17 protein-coding genes and 1 pseudogene are annotated in these 16135 nt (G+C 64.8%); 8 read left to right on the top strand and 10 right to left on the bottom strand.

The genetic code is table 11. The annotated features are described in order from the left end of the window. Position 1: 1 nt before the first annotated feature. On the bottom strand, positions 2 to 919 hold the full coding sequence (locus tag HGI46_RS06555) for an SDR family NAD(P)-dependent oxidoreductase (protein WP_118073252.1): 918 nt from the start codon (positions 917 to 919) through the stop codon (positions 2 to 4). A 175-nt stretch (positions 920 to 1094) separates the two neighbouring features. Between HGI46_RS06555 and HGI46_RS06550 the strand changes: the two genes are divergently transcribed. After that, positions 1095 to 2003 carry a LysR family transcriptional regulator gene (locus HGI46_RS06550; protein ID WP_168903573.1) on the top strand — a complete coding sequence of 303 codons (909 nt, stop codon included), beginning with the start codon at positions 1095 to 1097 and terminating at the stop codon, positions 2001 to 2003. A gap of 66 nt (positions 2004 to 2069) precedes the next feature. Here the strand turns inward: HGI46_RS06550 and HGI46_RS06545 are convergent, their stop codons facing one another. The 4 genes from HGI46_RS06545 to folE all read right to left on the bottom strand — a co-directional run bounded on the left by HGI46_RS06545 (position 2070) and on the right by folE (position 4711). Then, positions 2070 to 2435, bottom strand: a complete 366-nt coding sequence (locus HGI46_RS06545) for a DUF559 domain-containing protein (RefSeq protein WP_346766684.1) — start codon at positions 2433 to 2435, stop codon at positions 2070 to 2072. Positions 2436 to 2603: 168 nt separating this feature from the next. Continuing rightward, entirely contained in the window at positions 2604 to 3080 is a 477-nt protein-coding gene (locus HGI46_RS06540; protein ID WP_118073249.1) for a PaaI family thioesterase, read from the bottom strand. Between the two features lie 43 nt (positions 3081 to 3123). Next, positions 3124 to 4092 carry an FAD-dependent oxidoreductase gene (locus HGI46_RS06535; protein WP_168903826.1) on the bottom strand — a complete coding sequence of 323 codons (969 nt, stop codon included), beginning with the start codon at positions 4090 to 4092 and terminating at the stop codon, positions 3124 to 3126. A 22-nt stretch (positions 4093 to 4114) separates the two neighbouring features. Next, complete coding sequence (gene folE, locus HGI46_RS06530; RefSeq protein WP_118074675.1) at positions 4115 to 4711, bottom strand: GTP cyclohydrolase I FolE; 597 nt, start codon at positions 4709 to 4711, stop codon at positions 4115 to 4117. A 170-nt stretch (positions 4712 to 4881) separates the two neighbouring features. Between folE and HGI46_RS06525 the strand changes: the two genes are divergently transcribed. Beyond that, the gene (locus HGI46_RS06525; protein WP_240344498.1) at positions 4882 to 5472 is read left to right on the top strand and encodes a PAS domain-containing protein; all 591 of its coding nucleotides are present in this window, start codon (positions 4882 to 4884) and stop codon (positions 5470 to 5472) included. A 30-nt stretch (positions 5473 to 5502) separates the two neighbouring features. On the opposite strand, the gene HGI46_RS06520 is transcribed toward HGI46_RS06525, so the two are convergent. Both HGI46_RS06520 and HGI46_RS06515 read right to left on the bottom strand, forming a co-directional pair. Then, on the bottom strand, positions 5503 to 6444 hold the full coding sequence (locus tag HGI46_RS06520) for a sensor histidine kinase (protein ID WP_168903572.1): 942 nt from the start codon (positions 6442 to 6444) through the stop codon (positions 5503 to 5505). 158 nt (positions 6445 to 6602) lie between these two features. Next, positions 6603 to 6983, bottom strand: coding sequence for a hypothetical protein (locus HGI46_RS06515; RefSeq protein WP_168903571.1), 381 nt, complete (start codon positions 6981 to 6983; stop codon positions 6603 to 6605). A gap of 177 nt (positions 6984 to 7160) precedes the next feature. Between HGI46_RS06515 and HGI46_RS06510 the strand changes: the two genes are divergently transcribed. Together HGI46_RS06510 and HGI46_RS06505 are read left to right on the top strand one after the other, a co-directional pair. Next, positions 7161 to 7559, top strand: coding sequence for a protocatechuate 4,5-dioxygenase subunit alpha (locus tag HGI46_RS06510; RefSeq protein ID WP_168903570.1), 399 nt, complete (start codon positions 7161 to 7163; stop codon positions 7557 to 7559). Continuing rightward, positions 7559 to 8401, top strand: a complete 843-nt coding sequence (locus tag HGI46_RS06505) for a class III extradiol dioxygenase family protein (RefSeq protein ID WP_168903569.1) — start codon at positions 7559 to 7561, stop codon at positions 8399 to 8401. The genes HGI46_RS06510 and HGI46_RS06505 overlap by 1 nt, the downstream gene beginning before the upstream one ends. Here HGI46_RS06505 and HGI46_RS06500 read toward each other — a convergent pair. From HGI46_RS06500 to parC, 3 genes and pseudogenes are all read right to left on the bottom strand, one after another. Further along, positions 8398 to 8790, bottom strand: a complete 393-nt coding sequence (locus HGI46_RS06500) for a Rap1a/Tai family immunity protein (RefSeq protein ID WP_168903568.1) — start codon at positions 8788 to 8790, stop codon at positions 8398 to 8400. The genes HGI46_RS06505 and HGI46_RS06500 overlap by 4 nt on opposite strands. A 335-nt stretch (positions 8791 to 9125) precedes the next feature. After that, positions 9126 to 9419 (bottom strand): annotated as a pseudogene (locus tag HGI46_RS06495) (GIY-YIG nuclease family protein); the annotation flags it as partial. Between the two features lie 189 nt (positions 9420 to 9608). Beyond that, positions 9609 to 11894, bottom strand: a complete 2286-nt coding sequence (gene parC, locus HGI46_RS06490; RefSeq protein WP_168903566.1) for a DNA topoisomerase IV subunit A — start codon at positions 11892 to 11894, stop codon at positions 9609 to 9611. Positions 11895 to 12014: 120 nt separating this feature from the next. Between parC and HGI46_RS06485 the strand changes: the two genes are divergently transcribed. The 4 genes from HGI46_RS06485 (at position 12015) to HGI46_RS06470 (ending at position 16122) form a co-directional block, all read left to right on the top strand. Then, entirely contained in the window at positions 12015 to 12542 is a 528-nt protein-coding gene (locus tag HGI46_RS06485) for a type 1 glutamine amidotransferase domain-containing protein (RefSeq protein ID WP_168903565.1), read from the top strand. Positions 12543 to 12604: 62 nt separating this feature from the next. Further along, complete coding sequence (locus tag HGI46_RS06480; protein ID WP_168903564.1) at positions 12605 to 13813, top strand: hydrolase; 1209 nt, start codon at positions 12605 to 12607, stop codon at positions 13811 to 13813. Then, positions 13810 to 14847 carry an arginine N-succinyltransferase gene (locus HGI46_RS06475; protein WP_168903563.1) on the top strand — a complete coding sequence of 346 codons (1038 nt, stop codon included), beginning with the start codon at positions 13810 to 13812 and terminating at the stop codon, positions 14845 to 14847. Before HGI46_RS06480 ends, HGI46_RS06475 begins: the two co-directional genes overlap by 4 nt. Before the next feature lie 9 nt (positions 14848 to 14856). Next, on the top strand, positions 14857 to 16122 hold the full coding sequence (locus HGI46_RS06470) for an N-succinylarginine dihydrolase (protein ID WP_168903562.1): 1266 nt from the start codon (positions 14857 to 14859) through the stop codon (positions 16120 to 16122). Positions 16123 to 16135 lie beyond the last annotated feature (13 nt).

Below are 16135 nucleotides of genomic sequence, written 5' to 3'. Positions count from 1 at the left end.
CTCAAACAGGATCGTAGGGGAAGACGTGCGCCGAAACTTCGTCGGCACGTGCGAACGAGGGGCGGAACGCCGGGATCAGTTCCTCGGCAATGGCTGTGGGCGTCCAGCCCTCGAGCTTGACCATGGAGCGCACCGGGCGCGGCTTGTCGAACAGCAGGATCTCGTTCTTGCGCACCGAGAAGATCTGGTTGGTGACGTCCCTGGAAAGGTCCGAAGCGAGGTAGGCGACGAGCGGAGCGATCTTGTCGGCGCTCATCGTCTGCATCCGCTCCACCCGCAGCTTCTGTTCAGGCGTTTCCGCCGGGATCGAGGCGGTCATGCGGCTCCACGCGAATGGTGCGATGCAGTTTGACCGCACGCCCCAGCGCGCCATGTCGAGCGCGATTGACTGCGACATCGCCACCAGCCCCAGCTTCGCCGCCGAATAGTTGGCCTGGCCGATGTTGCCGATCAGGCCCGAGGTGGAGGTGAAGTGGATGAAACTGCCCGAGGACTGTTCGCGGAAGTAGGGCGTTGCCGCCTTCGAGACATTGAACGCGCCCGTGAGGTTCACATCGATGACGCTGGTCCAGTCCTCGTAGGACATCTTGTGCCAGATCGTGTCGCGCAGGATGCCGGCGTTGTTGACCACCGCGTCGATCCGCCCGAACCGCTGCACCGCATCCTCGACGATGCTTGCCGCGCCCACCGGATCGGCGACGCTGGCGAGATTGGCCCAGGCCTTGCCGCCTGCTGCGACGATATCGTTGACCGTGGTCTGCGCCGGGCCTGCATCGCCGCCGTCGCCGCCCTGCGCCACGCCCGGATCGTTGACGATCACCGCCGCACCTTCGCGAGCGCAGAGCAGCGCGATTTCGCGCCCGATCCCGCGCCCGGCGCCGGTCACGGCAACGACCTTTCCATCCAGCACGCCGGCCATCCGAATCTCCCAAGAGTGTCTTGTTGACACTCTTGTTAAGCGACCGGTTAAACCATTTCAACCGCTACCATCACCGTCGTTGGCAGCACCTTTGGAACAGGTCTTCACAATTACCCGCAATTGTGGTGTGGGAGTTCAACCAATCACCTTGTGATTGAACCAAGGGTGGCTGCCGATGCGCTTCAAGGGCCTCGATCTCAACCTGCTCGTCGTGTTCGACGCGCTGATGGAAACCCGCAGCGTAACCCGCGCGGCAGAGCGGATCGGCCTGACCCAGCCTGCGACAAGCGCCGCGCTGCGCCGCTTGCGCGACTACTTCCATGACGAGATCGTCGTCGCCGTGGGCAAGCGCATGCACCCCACGCCGTTCGCCGAGGGGCTCCACCCGCAGATCCAGCTAGCCCTGCGCGGGGTAGAGCGTGCGATCACCACGCCCACCGCGTTCGATCCGACGACCTCGACCCGCCGCTTTCGCATCGTCAGTTCCGACTATATAATGGTTGCCGTGCTGGTCCCCCTGATCGAGCGCTTTGCCGTGACGGCGCCGGGCGTGCGGGTGGAGATCATCCAGCCGACCGAACAGGCCGTGTCCGAACTGGAATCGGGCAAGGCCGACCTCCTTGTCACCCCCGAACCGTTCCTTGCCGCCTGGCATCCTCATGAAGTCCTGTTCGAGGAGGAGCAGGTGGTAGTCGGCTGGGCGGAGAACCCGGTGCTGCAGCGGGGCCTGACCGAGGATGACTTTTATGCCGCCGGTCACGTCACCGTGGCCTTCGGGGCCAATCGCACCGCCGCCTTTGCCGATTCCACGCTATCGCGCATGGGGCGCGAACGGCTGGTCGAAGTTACCGTATCCAGCTTTGCCTCGGCGCCGTGGTTCATCGAGGGCACGGCGCGTCTTGCCGTTCTGCACGAACGCCTCGTGCGCCAGATCGCCCGGCGCTTCAACCTGGTCTGGGCGCCGATGCCTTTCGCCTTCCCCAAGATGCACGAGATGATGCAATTCCATGAATCGCGCGCCGACGACGCCGGGCTCAGCTGGTTGCGCCAGCAGATGCGCGAGGTTGCCGCAGAGGCGGCTTGAGCGAAATGACGCCGCCAACCTTCCCCCTTGATGGGGGAAGGATACCGTAGCTTGCGGGCTTGCCCGCTAGCGGAGGTTGGACGGGGGTGAAATTGCGCCGAGTTCGCGGGCAACGACAAGCGCAACTCCCGCGCGGTTGCCCAGTACTTCGTTGTTCCAGAACCGCAGGACCCGGTATCCCTCTCTTGCGATCATTGCATCGCGACGCGCATCGTCTTTTCCACCGTGCTGACCACCATCGATCTCGACTACCAAACGTGCTTGGTGGCTTGCGAAATCACAGATTGCGTAAGCGAGCGGGACCTGTCGGCGAAAACGCCAGCCGCCGAATTGCTCCTTTAGCAGGCGCCACATCACCGCCTCGGCTTCGGTGGGTTCTCGCCGCATCTTTCGTGCGCGCTGAATTGCCAGAGGAGGTGGAGACTTCTTCACGTGCGAATTTCACCCCCATCCAACTCCGGCTAGGCAGCAAGCTGCCAAGCCTTCGTATCCTTCCCCCATCAAGGGGGAAGGCACAGCGGGTTTGCTACCGATCTGGTGGGACTGCCGTTGGGATATCATACCCCAGACAGCGGTGACTCGACTTGGAGCGTGCCACTTCTAGTGTGAAATCCGCCGCGATCGCTTGATCGTGCCGGAAAAGCTCAGCACGGCTTCCTCCTGCCCGTCCGCGCCGGTGCGCAGGATCGTGCCGCGGGCAAAGACGAGGCTGCCTCCGGCGCGGACGCATTGCCCACGCGCCGTCAACATCTCGCCCGCCTGTGCGCCGCTGACGAATTCGCAGTTCATCGTCACGGTCACGCCGCTGACTTCATCGCCATTCGAGGCCGCGACCATGAACAGCGAGAAGTCGGCAAAGGTCATCAGCGACCCACCGTGGACGATGCCGTGGCCGTTCAGGTTCTTGGCCTCGGGAATGAAGCCCGTGACGATTCCGCGCGCGTCCCTTTTGACGAAGAACGGACCGGTGCCGTCCTCGAACGGGTCCTTGCCCGACCATTTCCACCAGCCGGCCCAGGGACCGTCGTTGACCTGTTCGAAGTTGCCCTTGATGGGAGAGGTTTCCGCCGCGTTCATGGCCGCCTTCTTAAGCGGACGTCCGAACTCCTGTCGATAGCGATCAGGCGACTTCCTCGCGTTCGCGCGCCATCATGCGGGTGGCCAGCGTCCTTCCCGAGATCCATGCATTTTCCACGCGCGGGCCGAGCAGCCAATCACCACACACGCCGATTTTCGACTGTGCACTCCACAGTGCGCCAAGGTTGCTGCCAGTGGACATCGCATAGCGCCAGCGATGGGCCGAGGCGGTGACCGGTTCCGGCAGGGTTTGCTCCAGCGCTTCGCCCAGGGCGGCAAGCAAGGCGGCCGAGACGTTCTCCACGCTGTCGTCGATATGCTGGGTCGACCAGTGCGGGCTGGCCTGCACCACCCAGGTTTCCGGGCCCTTGCGGCCGGGCTTGGCGCCATTGCGTGCGGCCCAGCTGATCAGCCCTGCCTCGCGCACGGTGTCGTGCCTGCTCGGCAGACGTTCGGCAAAGGCGAACATGCCGGTCCAGCACGGCTGCGACCGGGCCGCGAGCGCGGTTGCCGCCAGCGAAAGGTCATGCAGCGCAACGATGGCCGAGGCTTGCTCGGGCGGGATCGACACGACCACGGCATCGAACGGCCCGGCCTGCATACGCTCTCCCGCCCCGGTCTCCCCGGTCAGGAACCAGCGGTCCTCGCGGCGGACAAGGCCGCGCACGTGCCAGCCGAACGTCACGTCGTGCTGGTCGGACATCTCCTTGATGACGGCGTTCATCGTCGGCACGCCGACCCAGGCGCCGGTTCCGGCGGCAGGCCAGGGCGCAGCGACGCCGCTGGCCGACCAGCGCGCGACTTGCGCCATGAACGCCGGATCGCGCACGGTGAAGTACTGCGCGCCATGGTCGAAATGGGCATCGCCGAGCGGCGTCGTCATGCGGCGCGTCGACATGCGTCCGCCGGGGCCGCGCCCCTTGTCGTAGAGCGCGACGGTGTGGCCCGAGCGAACGAGCTGGGAAGCGCAGGAAAGACCGGACATTCCTGCGCCAACAATGGCAACATGCATCTTCATCGGTGTTTTCGCGGGCTCAACCACGTCCCATCAACGCCAGAACTTCCTTGCGGCTACTGGCATCGTCGAGGAAGCAGCCGAGCATCCGGCTCGTCACCATCCCCACGCCATGCGTCCTGACCCCCCGTCCGGTCATGCAGCCATGCTGCGCCTCGATCACCACCGCGACCCCTTGCGGCTGGAGATTGTCCCAGATGCACTTGGCGACTTCCGCGGTCAGCCGCTCCTGCACCTGCAGCCGGCTGGCATAGCCGTGCAGCACGCGCGCCAGCTTGGAGATGCCGACGACGCGGTCCTTGGGCAGGTAGGCAATCGACGCCGTGCCGATGATCGGCGCCATGTGGTGTTCGCAGTGGCTCTGGAACGGGATGTCGCGCAGCAGCACGACTTCATCGTAGCCGCCCACTTCCTCGAAGGTGCGCGAAAGGTGCAGGCCCGGGTCCTCGGCATAGCCGCGGCAGTATTCGCGCCAGGCCCGCGCCACGCGCTTGGGCGTATCGAGCAGGCCTTCGCGCTCGGGCTCGTCGCCCGACCAGCGGATCAGCGTGCGGATCGCCTCTTCGACATCGGCGGGGACGACGATCTTGCCGTCCTCGCCGATCACGTCTGCCATGCCCGAAGAGGCGGCGAGGGAGGGTGAGAGGACGTTCATCGGTAAAGGCTCCGATCCGGCGCAAAAAAGGTTGCGGAATGATGTCCGGATGCGCCGCAGCCCCATCGGGAACAACACGGACCAAAGGGCACGGGCTGGAAACCGGCGGGAAAGAGCGTATATGTGCACCCATGTCCATAGCCGAGATGATCGCCTCCAGCCCGACGGCCGCCGTCATCAGCAATCCGCGTTTGCCGGACAACCCGATCATTGCCTGCAATGACGCGTTCGTCGAACTGACCGGATACCCGCGAGAGGAGATCATCGGCCGCAACTGCCGGTTCCTGCGTGGCACAGGCACGGAGGATGACAAGGCCCGCGTGCTGCGCGACGGCATTCACCGCAAGCAGCCGGTGATGGTCGAGATCATCAACTACAAGAAGGACGGCACCCGTTTCCGCAACGCGGTGATGGTTGCGCCGATCTTCGATGCCGAAGGTGAAGTGGAATACTTCCTCGGCTCCCAGGTCGAACTGCCCGAGGAACAGGGCGCGGCCAACGACCTGCGCCGCAATGGCGCCGCCGAACGCGTCGAACGCCTCAGCCGCCGCCAGAAGGAAATCCTGGTGCTGATGGCGGCGGGCAAGCTCAACAAGCAGATCGCCTATGAACTGGGCCTCAGCGAGCGCACCGTGAAGATGCACCGCTCCGCCGTGCTCAAGGGGCTGGACGTGAAGACCAGCGCCGATGCCATCCGCGTGGCGATCGAAGCCGGCTTCTGATTTTCGCCAGTTTTTCAGCGATTTACGCGTTTAGCGGTTCAGGGGCCTGACACCCTCGATCCGCAGTTCGCACCACACGCCCGCCGGATCGAAGTTCAGTTCCAGTCCTTCGATCCCCGGTTGCGGGACCAGCAGCCGCGAGCCGATGCCCGGACGCGCGGGGCTGGTCACAGGCGGACCACCCTTTTCTGCCCACAGCATGTACAGCGTGGAACCGGAGGGGCCGATGAACCAGCTCAGCTCGACATGGCCGCGCTCGCCCGATAGCGCGCCATACTTGACCGCGTTGGTGCACAACTCGTGCAGGGCCATGATCAGGGGGATGCAGCTTCCTGCGGGCAGCACGCAGGGTTCGCCGGTCATGCGGATGCGGTCGTCGTGCTCGAACGGGGCGACCGTATCGCGCACGAGTTGCGGCAGCCGTCCTTCCGCATCTGCGCCGATCTGCAAGAGGTCGCTCGCTGCTGCCAGCCCTTCGATACGCAGGCTGAATTCCTTGTAGAAATCCATCGGCGATGCCGCCTTGGGCCCGCGCGAGGCGAGCGCCTGGATCAGCGTCAGCATGTTGCGCACGCGGTGGCGCAGCTCGCGATTGTAGCGCTCCTGCTCGGCATTGACGACGGCGATCCGCCGCATCGCCCCGCGCAGCATGCTGCCGATCAGGACCGTCAGCCCGCCCGAGAACACGAACAGCACGAAGATCAGGCTGCGCACGACACCGACCTGCGAGAACCACGGGTCCCCACCAAACAGCCGCTGCGCAAGAAGGGACGCGAGCACCATGTAGGCCAGCGCGTAGCGCAGTTCGAGTGCGAGCGATGCAATCAGCAAAGTGGGCCAATAGGTGACGAACGGCCGCCCGAGCGCCCCCATGTCGAGCGAGGCCCGCAGTATCGTGGGGATGACAAGCAGCACCGCCATCCACGCCAGCGATTCCGCAGGGGTGCGATCAGGATCCACCAAAGCGCGCACGACACGCGCCTGACGTGTCTCGCCAATTGCCAAGTTTGCACCCCCATGTTCAATTGGCCCGGCTCTTTTCAGGCAGTTTGGTCCAATCCGGACCTTAATAGCGCCGCAAAAACTATAACTGCAAGATTATTCGAGCTTTTTCTGTTCCGCCAATCACATCAATCGACGTCAGCCAGGACGGCAAAGTCCACCTTAGTGGGTGCTGAAAGCCGCAAGACGTCGGCCAATGCGATGACCTCTGCAATCGCGGTCGCCTCCTCCACCGTCAGGCCGGAGAAATCGGGCAGGAACGCCCGGCAGGTCTGCAGGAGATTGGCGGGCGAACGCTCCAGCTCGGAACGGTAGGCTTCGAGCGTCCGGCAGCCATCGATCTCGCTCCACGCAATGCCGCTGGGCGACGGGCGTTCGTGATAGGCCCAGAGCGCGTGGATTGCGCGCTCAACCGCCATTTGCGCCTGTTCGACCACCAGCGCACCCGAGGCGCGAGCCTTGAGCCTTTGGCGATAGCGGCGCTGACGTTCGGCGTTCGAAAGTGGCATGGGCTTGATTCTACACGTTAACTCGCGCTCATCAAACTCCGTTACGTTACTTATGGCGCTAACCCAAGTTTGACCTGCATCAAGGCCGAGATTGTATGTGTTGCATATGATCTTGGACAGGCGCCGCATCGAAGGCCTGTTCGATTCGGCCAGAAGATCGCTTGGGAGACCAGATGCATGGAACACCATCAGACCCCGTCCGCCGCCGCCCGCGAACAGGCCTTGCGCCGCGCCATTCCCCTGTTCGACGGCGCCCCGGCCTCGCGCGGCTACGAGCTCAACGCGATGTGCTTTTCGTTCAACGAGAAAGCCAACCGCGATGCTTTCCTTGCTGATGAGGAAGGCTATTGCGCCCGCTTCCACCTGACGCCCGAGCAGCGCAAGGCCGTGGCAGACCGCGATGTGCTGGCCATGCTCGAGGCTGGCGGCAACGTCTATTACCTCGCCAAGCTTGCCGGGATCTTCGGCCTTGGCGTGCAGGACCTCGGCGCCCTGCAGACCGGCATGTCGGTCGATGCCTTCAAGGCCATGCTCGTCGAATGGGCCAAAAAAATCCCCTCCAAGGAGTGTGCATGATGGCACAGATCATCGGCGGCTATTTCACCAGCCACGTCCCCGGCATCGGCGGCGCGATCATGCGCGGCGATCAGGACACCCCCTACTGGAAGCCGTTCTTCCAGGGCTTCCCTCCGATCCGCGAGTGGTTGGCGCATGCGAAGCCCGACGTTGCCGTGGTCTTCTCCAACGACCATGGCCTGAACTTCTTCCTCGACAAGATGCCGACCTTCGCGGTGGGCGCCGCGCCCTCGTATGACAATGCCGACGAAGGCTGGGGCCTGCCGGTCTACAAGAGCTTCGAGGGCCATCCCGCGCTGTCGTGGCACCTGATCGACAGCCTGGTGCGCGACGAGTTCGACATCACGACCTGCCAGAAGATGCTGGTCGACCACGCCGTGTCTATCCCGTTCGAACTGGCCTATCCCGGTGTCGAGACATGGCCGCTCAAGCTCATCCCCATATCGATCAACACCGTGCAGTACCCGCTGCCCAGCCCGAAGCGCTGCCTTGCGCTGGGCCGTGCGGTCCACCGCGCCCTGCAATCGTGGGGCGGGGACGAGCGCGTGCTGATCTGTGGCACCGGCGGGCTTTCACACCAGCTGGACGGTCCGCGCGCCGGGTTCATGAACCCGGACTACGACCTGTTCTGCCTGGATAACCTCGCCAGCAACCCGGATGCACTGACCGGCCACACTGCCGAGGAAGTGGCCGAGCTTGCCGGCACGCAAGGTGTCGAAATCCTCAACTGGATCGCCGCGCGCGGCGCCATGGGCGATCAGGGGATGACCGAAGTCAGCCGCAACTACCACATCCCGATCAGCAATACTGCTGCTGCCAGCCTGCTGCTGGAACCGGCTTAGCCCCTGCGGCGGGGCTTGCGCGTGGTCTTCGCCGGAGCCTTGCGCTTCGGCGGAGGCGCGACCTTTGGCTGAATGTCGGGCCAGGCATCGACGATCGCCGCCTTCACCACCGTGCGTCCCTGCAGCGTCTGCGCCTCGTCATGGCTGGCGAGATAGGCTGCCACCACATCGCGCACCTGCCCCGCACTGACGTCGTCCGGCACCTTGGGCGGGCGCTCCATGCTGCGGAACCCGTCGAGCACGCCGATCACGTAGGACAGGCACATGGCCCTGTCGACCGGCGCCTTGGCCGAGCACGCCTCGTGCAACTGCGCGCCGCTCATCCACTCGGCGCGGGCAGGTGTGGCGAGCAGGGCGACAGGGGCAAGGACGAGAAGGTAGCGGATCAAGGTCAGGCAACTCCACGGCGATCACCCCGCCAAAACCCATGCGATGGTGTTTTGATCCGGTGCGCCGGTGGACCTTTCTGAGGTGCGGCGCGCAGCGCTGAAGGAGGGGTAAGGAACACTACCCCTCCACCACCGCCTACGGCGGCGGTCCCCCTCCCCATTTGCACCTGCGGTGAAAACGGGGAGGATCTGGGGCCGCTATCGCCCCATCGCCTTCATAAGCTGCCGTTCCAGACACGACCCCATTGCGGACGTTGGTACTTGCGCGCATCATCCATACCGTCACCCCGGGCTCGACCCGGGGTCCCGCTTTTTCGTCGCTCAAACCAACCAACAATCACATTATGAAGATCCAGCCAGTCGGGATTGCCGCGCTCGATCAGGTCGAACTTGAACTCCCTGCGCCAGCGCTTCAGGCGCTTCTCATGCGTGATGCAGTCTTCAATCCGGTCACCGCGCTCGGCCCAGACCAGCCGTTTTAAACCATACCGAGCGCAGAAGTCCGATCCTCTGTCGTTGCGGTGCTGATGGATGCGCGCAGCAATGTGTGAGGTCACGCCAACATACATGGCGCCTCGGTAACGGTCGGCCATGATATAGACCCAGCCACCGATCCTCTCCTTGTCCATGAGGTGAGCAGGAAGAAAGCGGGACCCCGGGTCAAGCCCGGGGTGACGGGAATAGTGCTGTTATGGAAGCGATTTCCACAATCCCCCCATTCCGGCCACTTGAGTCCAAGGTCGATAGCACCAAAATCCGCCGTCAGCGGGTGGTCCCCTCCCCGGTTGTGCTTGGCAAAGACGGGGAGGATCTTGGGATCAGAACTTGTTATCGCGGGGGAAGCCGTTGGGGGGCAGGCGGCCTGCGGCGCCGCGGGCGACCTTCCACGGCAGGAGGTCCTTCTCGACGCGGGTGCGGCCGCTCTCGCCGCCCATCGTCCATGACAGGCCGTCCTCCAGCTTCAGCGTGATGACGTCGGACATCTCGCCGTCCTTGTAGCGCTGCAGGGTCACGCCCTGCCCCTTGGCGAGGAGCGGCACTTCGGACAGGGCGAAGATCACCAGCTTGCGGTTTTCGCCGATCACCGCGACATGATCGTGCTCGGGCGCGATCTCGCGCACCACGGCGAGCTTCACGCCGGGCTTGGTGGAGACGACGCCGCGCCCCTTTCGCGTTTCGGCGAGCAGTTCGTCCATCTCGGCGGCAAAGCCACGCCCGGTGTTGGCGGCGAGGAGGAGCTGGCCCTTGGGCTTGTAGACCGTGACGCTGACGATCTGCGCATCGGGATCGATATCGACCATCGTGCGGATCGGTTCGCCAAAGCCGCGCGCGCCGGGCAGCTTGTCGGCGCCGACGGTGTAGAAGCGGCCATTGTCGACCGCGACGAGCAACTTGTCGGTGGTCTGGCAGTGGAACGCGAAGGCCGGGCCATCGCCTTCCTTGAACTTGAAATCGCCATCAAGCGGCACATGGCCCTTAGCCGCGCGGATCCAGCCCCTGGCGGAAAGGATCACCGTCACCGGCTCCTTCTCGATCATCGCGTCCATGCTGAATTCGCGCGTGGGTGCGGCTTCGGCGATGGTGGTGCGGCGGCGGCCGAGCGGGGTGTCCTCGGCATAGTCCTTGCGCAGGGTATTCAGATCGCGCTTCAGCCGCGTGCGCTGGCGGGCCGGGCTGTCGAGCAGCTTCTGCAGTTCCTCCTGCTCGGCCAGCAGTTCGTCGCGCTCCTTGCGCAGTTCCATTTCCTCGAGCTTGCGCAGGGAGCGCAGGCGCATGTTGAGGATCGCTTCGGCCTGGCGGTCGGTCAGTTCGAACTCGGCCATCATCACCGGTTTGGGCTCGTCCTCGGTGCGGATGATCTCGATGATCCGGTCAAGGTTGAGGTAGGCGATGATGTAGCCGCCGAGCAGCTCAAGGCGGCCCGCGATCTTGTCGAGCCGGTGCTGCGAGCGGCGCAACAGGATGTCGATCTGGCTGATCACCCATTCCTGCAGCACCAGCTTGAGACCCAGAACCCCCGGCGTGCGGTGCGAATCCAGCACGTTGAGGTTGAGGCCGAAGCGGTTTTCGAGGTCGGTCAGCTTGTAGAGCGATTCCTTGAGCAGGTCTGGGTCGACGTTGCGGCTCTTGGGGATCAGGACGAGGCGGATCTGCTCGTCGGACTCGTCGCGGATGTCCTCGAGGATCGGCAGCTTCTTGTCGGCGATGAGCTGGGCGATCTGTTCGATCAGCTTGCTCTTGGGCACCATGTAGGGGATTTCGGAGACGACCAGCTGCCACTGCCCGCCGCCGAGCTTCTCGATGCCGGTCTCTTCCCAGTTGCCCGCCTCGTCGCGGCCGGTGGAGAAGCGCCCGCGCACGCGGATCGCGCCGCGCCCGGTCTCGTAGGCGTGGGAGATGACAGCGGGACTGTCGACGATGACCCCACCGGTGGGCAGGTCAGGCCCGTGGAACACTTCCATCAGCTGGCTGTGTTCGGCATGGGGGTTGTCGATCAGCAGCAGCGCGGCGTCGATGATCTCGGCGACGTTGTGGCTGGGGATGTTGGTCGCCATGCCGACGGCGATGCCGCTGGAACCGTTGGCGAGCAGGTTCGGGAACAGGCCGGGGAAGATTTCCGGCTCCTCGTCCTCGCCGTTGTAGGTGGGGACGAAGTTGACGGTGCCTTCGTCGAGCCCGGCCATCAGCTGCATCGCGGTGCGCGTCAGCCGCGCTTCGGTGTAGCGGTAGGCGGCGGCGTTATCGCCATCGACATTGCCGAAGTTGCCCTGCCCCTCGACCAGCGGGTAACGCAGCGACCAGTCCTGCGCGAGGCGCACCATCGCGTCATAGACCGAGGCATCGCCGTGCGGGTGATACTTGCCGATCACGTCACCCACCACGCGGGCGGATTTCTTGAAGGCATCGTTGGGGTTGAGCTTCAACTGGCGCATCGCCCAGAGCAGGCGGCGGTGCACCGGCTTCAGCCCGTCGCGCAGGTCGGGCAGCGAGCGCGCGGTGATCGTGCTCAGCGCATAGACGAGGTAGCGCTCCGACAGCGCGGAATCGAACGGGGCATCGACAATTGCGTCGAAGGGATCGGGCTCGGTCGTTTCTGTCGCCATGGTTGGAACGTCCTAGCAACACGTTCGGCAGAGCGAAAGTCACGGAACAACCACAGTCCCCGGCTATTCTTGGGGGGAGCGGGCGAATCCCGCCCCCGATATTCCCCAAAGGAGAACCATATGAGCAAGCGCGTGCTGATCGTCGCGACCGACGGATTCGAACAGTCGGAACTCGAAGGCCCCAAGAAGGCACTGGAAGACGCCGGAATCGAAACCGTGGTCGCCAGTCTGAAAGCCGGGTCCATCACCGGCTGGAAGGACAAGAACTGGGGCGATGCCGTGGCTGTCAACATCACGCTCGACGAGGTGGATGCCAAGGAATACGACGCGCTGCTCCTGCCGGGCGGGCAGATGAACCCGGACATCCTGCGCATGGACGATCGCGCCATCGACATCGTCAACGACTTCGACGATCTGGGCAAGCCGATCGCCGCAATCTGCCACGCGCCGTGGCTGCTGGCCGAAGCCGATATCCTCGATGGCCGAACCGTCACCGGCTGGCCTTCGATCCGCACCGACCTTGCCAATGCCGGCGCGGACGTGGTGGACGAGGAAGTTGCTGTGGATGACAACCTGATCACCAGCCGCAAGCCCGATGACATCCCGGCGTTCTCGAGGGCGCTGATCGAGATGCTTGCCGAGGGCTGATACGACCACGCGCGGTTTCCGGGGGTTCACCCAGCCCTCGGGAACCGCTAGGGTCGTAACAGATGAAACAGCTTAGCCTTACAGAACAAGCAATCGTCGAGGGGATCGAAGGCGCAGGCATGCTGGCGCAGGTGGAGGCGTGGTGCGCGCTCAACACCGGCACCGGCAACCTTCCCGGCCTCGATGCTCAGTGGTACCTTCTGGCCGACGCCTTCTCCGCCCTGCCCGGAGCCATCCGCAAGGTCGATGCGGCTCCAGTCACGGCGATGGCCGCCGACGGGCGCGAGGTCGAGACTGCCAACGGCGCGCACTTCGTGCTGTCGGTCAGGCCGGATGCACAGCGGCGTTACCTGCTCACCGGCCACATGGACACGGTGTTCCCGCCTGCCCATGCGTTCCAGACGCTGCGCTGGCTTGATGCCGAAACACTGAACGGCCCGGGCGTGGCCGACATGAAGGGCGGGATCGCGGTGATCCTCGCTGCGCTGACGGCGTTCGAGCAAAGCCCTGCTGCGGCCGGTGTCGGCTATGACGTGCTGATCAACTCCGACGAGGAGACCGGCAGCCTGTCGTCCGCCCCGCTGATCGCGCAGCTGGCGCAGGGCAAGGCGGCGGCGCTGACCTATGAACCGTCCGCCCTGCCCGATGGCACCCTGGCCGGTGAGCGGCCGGGGAGCGGGAACTACAGCGCCGTCATCAAGGGACGTTCGGCCCACGCCGGGCGCAATCCGCAGGATGGGCGCAACGCGATCATCGCGGCGGCGGACATGGCTCTGAAGCTGAAAGGTCTGGAGCGGCCGGGGCTGTCGATCAACCCGGCGAGGATCGATGGCGGGAGCGCCAACAACGTCGTGCCCGACCATGCGATTTTGCGCTTCAATGTCCGGCCTCGGCTGCCGGGAGTTGCCGTGGAGTTCACTGAGAGTCTTCGTGAGTTGGTGCAGAGTCTCGAAGCGTTGCACGAGGTTGGCATCCACCTCCACGGTGGCGTCTCGCGGCCGCCGAAGCCGATGACGCAAGAGGCCGAGGCACTGTTCGGGCTGGTTCGTGAGTGCGGAGAATTGCTCGGCCAATCAATCCGTTGGCAAGCCTCGGGCGGAGTCTGTGACGGCAACAACATCGCCGCCTGCGGGGTTCCCGTGGTCGATACCATGGGCGTACGCGGCGGGGCGATCCATTCCGATCAGGAATACCTGATCGTGCCGTCCCTGGCCGAGCGCGCCGCCTTGTCCGCGCTCGTCCTGCATCGCCTTTCCGGGGGAAATCCATGACATTCCGTATCCGCGCGGCCCGCGCGAACGATCTGCAACCGCTCTACGAAATGGCCAAGCTGACCGGCGGCGGTTTCACCAACCTGCCGCCCGATCGCAAGGCGCTGACGGCAAAACTGTCCCGCGCGGCAGAAGCATACGGCAACACCGAGGAAGGCGATCCGAAGAACCCCAGGGACGAACTTTTCGTTCTGGTTCTGGAGGATACCTCCACCGGCGAAGTGCGCGGCACGGCGCAGATCTTCACCTCGGTCGGCCGCCAGTGGCCGTTCTATTCCTACCGCATGGCGACGCTGACCCAGCATTCCAAGGAGCTGAACCGCACCTTCCGCGCCGAGATGCTCAACCTTGTCACCGACCTTGAAGGATCGAGCGAAGTGGGCGGGCTGTTCCTGCATCCCTCGGAACGCGCAGGTGGCCTTGGCATGCTGCTCGCGCGCAGCCGCTACCTGTTCATCGCGATGCACAGAAAGCGCTTTGGCGACAAGATTCTGGCGGAGCTGCGCGGGGTGATCGACGAGCGTGGCGGATCGCCGTTCTGGGACGGCGTGGCCGGTCGCTTCTTCGGCATGAGCTTTCAGGAAGCGGACTATTTCAACGCGATCAACGGCAACCAGTTCATTGCCGACCTGATGCCCAAGCACCCGGTCTATATCGCGATGCTGCCCGAAACCGCACGCTCGGCCATCGGCCTGCCCCACCCCTCGGGCCGCGCGGCGATGCGCATGCTGGAGGAAGAAGGCTTTGCCTACGAGGGTTATGTCGACATCTTCGACGGCGGCCCGACGATGACCGCGCGGACCGACCGCGTGCGTTCGATCTGCGAGGCGAAGGAAGTGGCCGTGGCCCACATTCGCGCGCCCGAAGGCGGCGGCAATGTGACCAAGGCGCTGGTGGCGACCGGCAAGCTGGCCGAATACCGCTGCACCTTCGCCGAGATCGCCGAGACCGACGATGGCCTGACGCTGGACCCGGTGGCCGCTGCCGCGCTGGGTGTGAGCGTGGGTGACCCGGTGTGGTTCGTCGGCCGGTAAGGAAGAGACATGCCTCTGATTGAAATCAACTTCGACGGCCTTGTCGGGCCGAGCCACAACTACGCGGGGCTGAGCCTTGGCAACCTTGCTTCGGCCAGTAACGCTGGCGAGGTGTCCCATCCGCGCGCCGCCGCGCTGCAGGGCTTAAGCAAGATGCGGCACAACATCGGGCTGGGGCTGGCGCAAGGGCTGTTTGCCCCCCTGCCCCGGCCCAACCCGGTGCTGCTCGGCGCGCTGGGGCTTGGAACCATTGACCAAAGCGATGCGGCGCAGCGGCGCTTGCGGGCGGCGGCATGGTCTGCATCCTCGATGTGGACGGCCAATGCGGCGACGGTCAGCCCCGCCCCGGACACGGCCGACGGGCGCTGCCACCTGACGGCGGCAAATCTGGTGACGATGCCGCACCGGTCGCAGGAGTGGCCCGATACGGTGCGCCAGCTGCGTGTGGCCTTTGCCAATAGCGCTGCCTTTGCCGTGCATGATGCCGTGCCGCCGTGCTTCGGCGACGAGGGTGCGGCCAACCACATGCGGATGTGCGCGCACCACGATGCGCCGGGGCTGGAAATCTTCGTCTACGGCACGACAGGCGGGGCCTTCCCCGCACGCCAGCACGAGCAGGCGAGCCGGGCGGTGGCGCGGCTGCACGGGCTCGATCCGGCGCGCTGCCTGTTCGTGGAACAATCGCCCGATGCCATCGCGGCCGGGGCCTTTCACAACGATGTGGTGGCAGTGGCCAACGAGCGGGTGCTGTTCACGCACGAGCAGGCCTTTGCCGATCCGGACGGCACTTATGCGGCGATCCGCGACAAGCTGCCCGAGGCCGAGATCGTGGTGGTTCCGGCGAGCGTCGTCAGCCTTGGCGATGCGATCAGGAGCTACCTGTTCAACGCGCAACTGCTGACGCTGCCATCGGGCGAGATGGGTCTGGTGATCCCGCTGGAGGCTTGGGAAACGCCTTCGGTGCGCGGCTGGCTGGAGGGCCATGTCGCTTCGAACGGGCCGATCCGCAAGGTGCTGCCGGTGGACGTGCGCCAGTCGATGGCCAATGGCGGAGGGCCGGCGTGCCTGCGGCTGCGGGTTGTCGCCGATCCTGCCACTGTCGATCCGCGCTTCCTGCTGGACGAGGCGAAGATCGCCCGGATTGAAAGCGTCGTCGCCGCGCATTGGCCCGAACAGATCGATCCTGCTGATCTTGGGCAGAAATCCCTGGCAGATACGGTAATTGCAGCGCGCATGGCCTTGCTTGACGCGCTGTCGCTGTCGGAACTTGCCTGAGGCTTCCGGCGTA

It is taken from the genome of Novosphingobium sp. ERW19, from assembly GCF_012641315.1.
Taxonomy (GTDB): Bacteria; Pseudomonadota; Alphaproteobacteria; order Sphingomonadales; family Sphingomonadaceae; genus Novosphingobium.
The sequence above is the reverse complement of the archived record's forward strand: the minus strand, read 5'-3'. Positions and strand labels throughout refer to the sequence as shown.

What these genes read in the sequence shown, in the direction of transcription:
- HGI46_RS06505 (WP_168903569.1), top strand. Translation starts at nt 7,559, where the DNA reads ATGGCACAGATCATCGGCGGCTATTTCACCAGCCACGTCCCCGGCATC.
- HGI46_RS06475 (WP_168903563.1), top strand. Translation starts at nt 13,810, where the DNA reads ATGACATTCCGTATCCGCGCGGCCCGCGCGAACGATCTGCAACCGCTC.
- HGI46_RS06480 (WP_168903564.1), top strand. Translation starts at nt 12,605, where the DNA reads ATGAAACAGCTTAGCCTTACAGAACAAGCAATCGTCGAGGGGATCGAA.
- HGI46_RS06510 (WP_168903570.1), top strand. Translation starts at nt 7,161, where the DNA reads ATGGAACACCATCAGACCCCGTCCGCCGCCGCCCGCGAACAGGCCTTG.
- HGI46_RS06515 (WP_168903571.1), bottom strand. Translation starts at nt 6,983, where the DNA reads ATGCCACTTTCGAACGCCGAACGTCAGCGCCGCTATCGCCAAAGGCTC.
- folE (WP_118074675.1), bottom strand. Translation starts at nt 4,711, where the DNA reads ATGGCAGACGTGATCGGCGAGGACGGCAAGATCGTCGTCCCCGCCGAT.
- HGI46_RS06555 (WP_118073252.1), bottom strand. Translation starts at nt 919, where the DNA reads ATGGCCGGCGTGCTGGATGGAAAGGTCGTTGCCGTGACCGGCGCCGGG.
- HGI46_RS06550 (WP_168903573.1), top strand. Translation starts at nt 1,095, where the DNA reads ATGCGCTTCAAGGGCCTCGATCTCAACCTGCTCGTCGTGTTCGACGCG.
- HGI46_RS06540 (WP_118073249.1), bottom strand. Translation starts at nt 3,080, where the DNA reads ATGAACGCGGCGGAAACCTCTCCCATCAAGGGCAACTTCGAACAGGTC.
- parC (WP_168903566.1), bottom strand. Translation starts at nt 11,894, where the DNA reads ATGGCGACAGAAACGACCGAGCCCGATCCCTTCGACGCAATTGTCGAT.
- HGI46_RS06535 (WP_168903826.1), bottom strand. Translation starts at nt 4,092, where the DNA reads ATGCATGTTGCCATTGTTGGCGCAGGAATGTCCGGTCTTTCCTGCGCT.
- HGI46_RS06525 (WP_240344498.1), top strand. Translation starts at nt 4,882, where the DNA reads ATGTCCATAGCCGAGATGATCGCCTCCAGCCCGACGGCCGCCGTCATC.
- HGI46_RS06470 (WP_168903562.1), top strand. Translation starts at nt 14,857, where the DNA reads ATGCCTCTGATTGAAATCAACTTCGACGGCCTTGTCGGGCCGAGCCAC.
- HGI46_RS06485 (WP_168903565.1), top strand. Translation starts at nt 12,015, where the DNA reads ATGAGCAAGCGCGTGCTGATCGTCGCGACCGACGGATTCGAACAGTCG.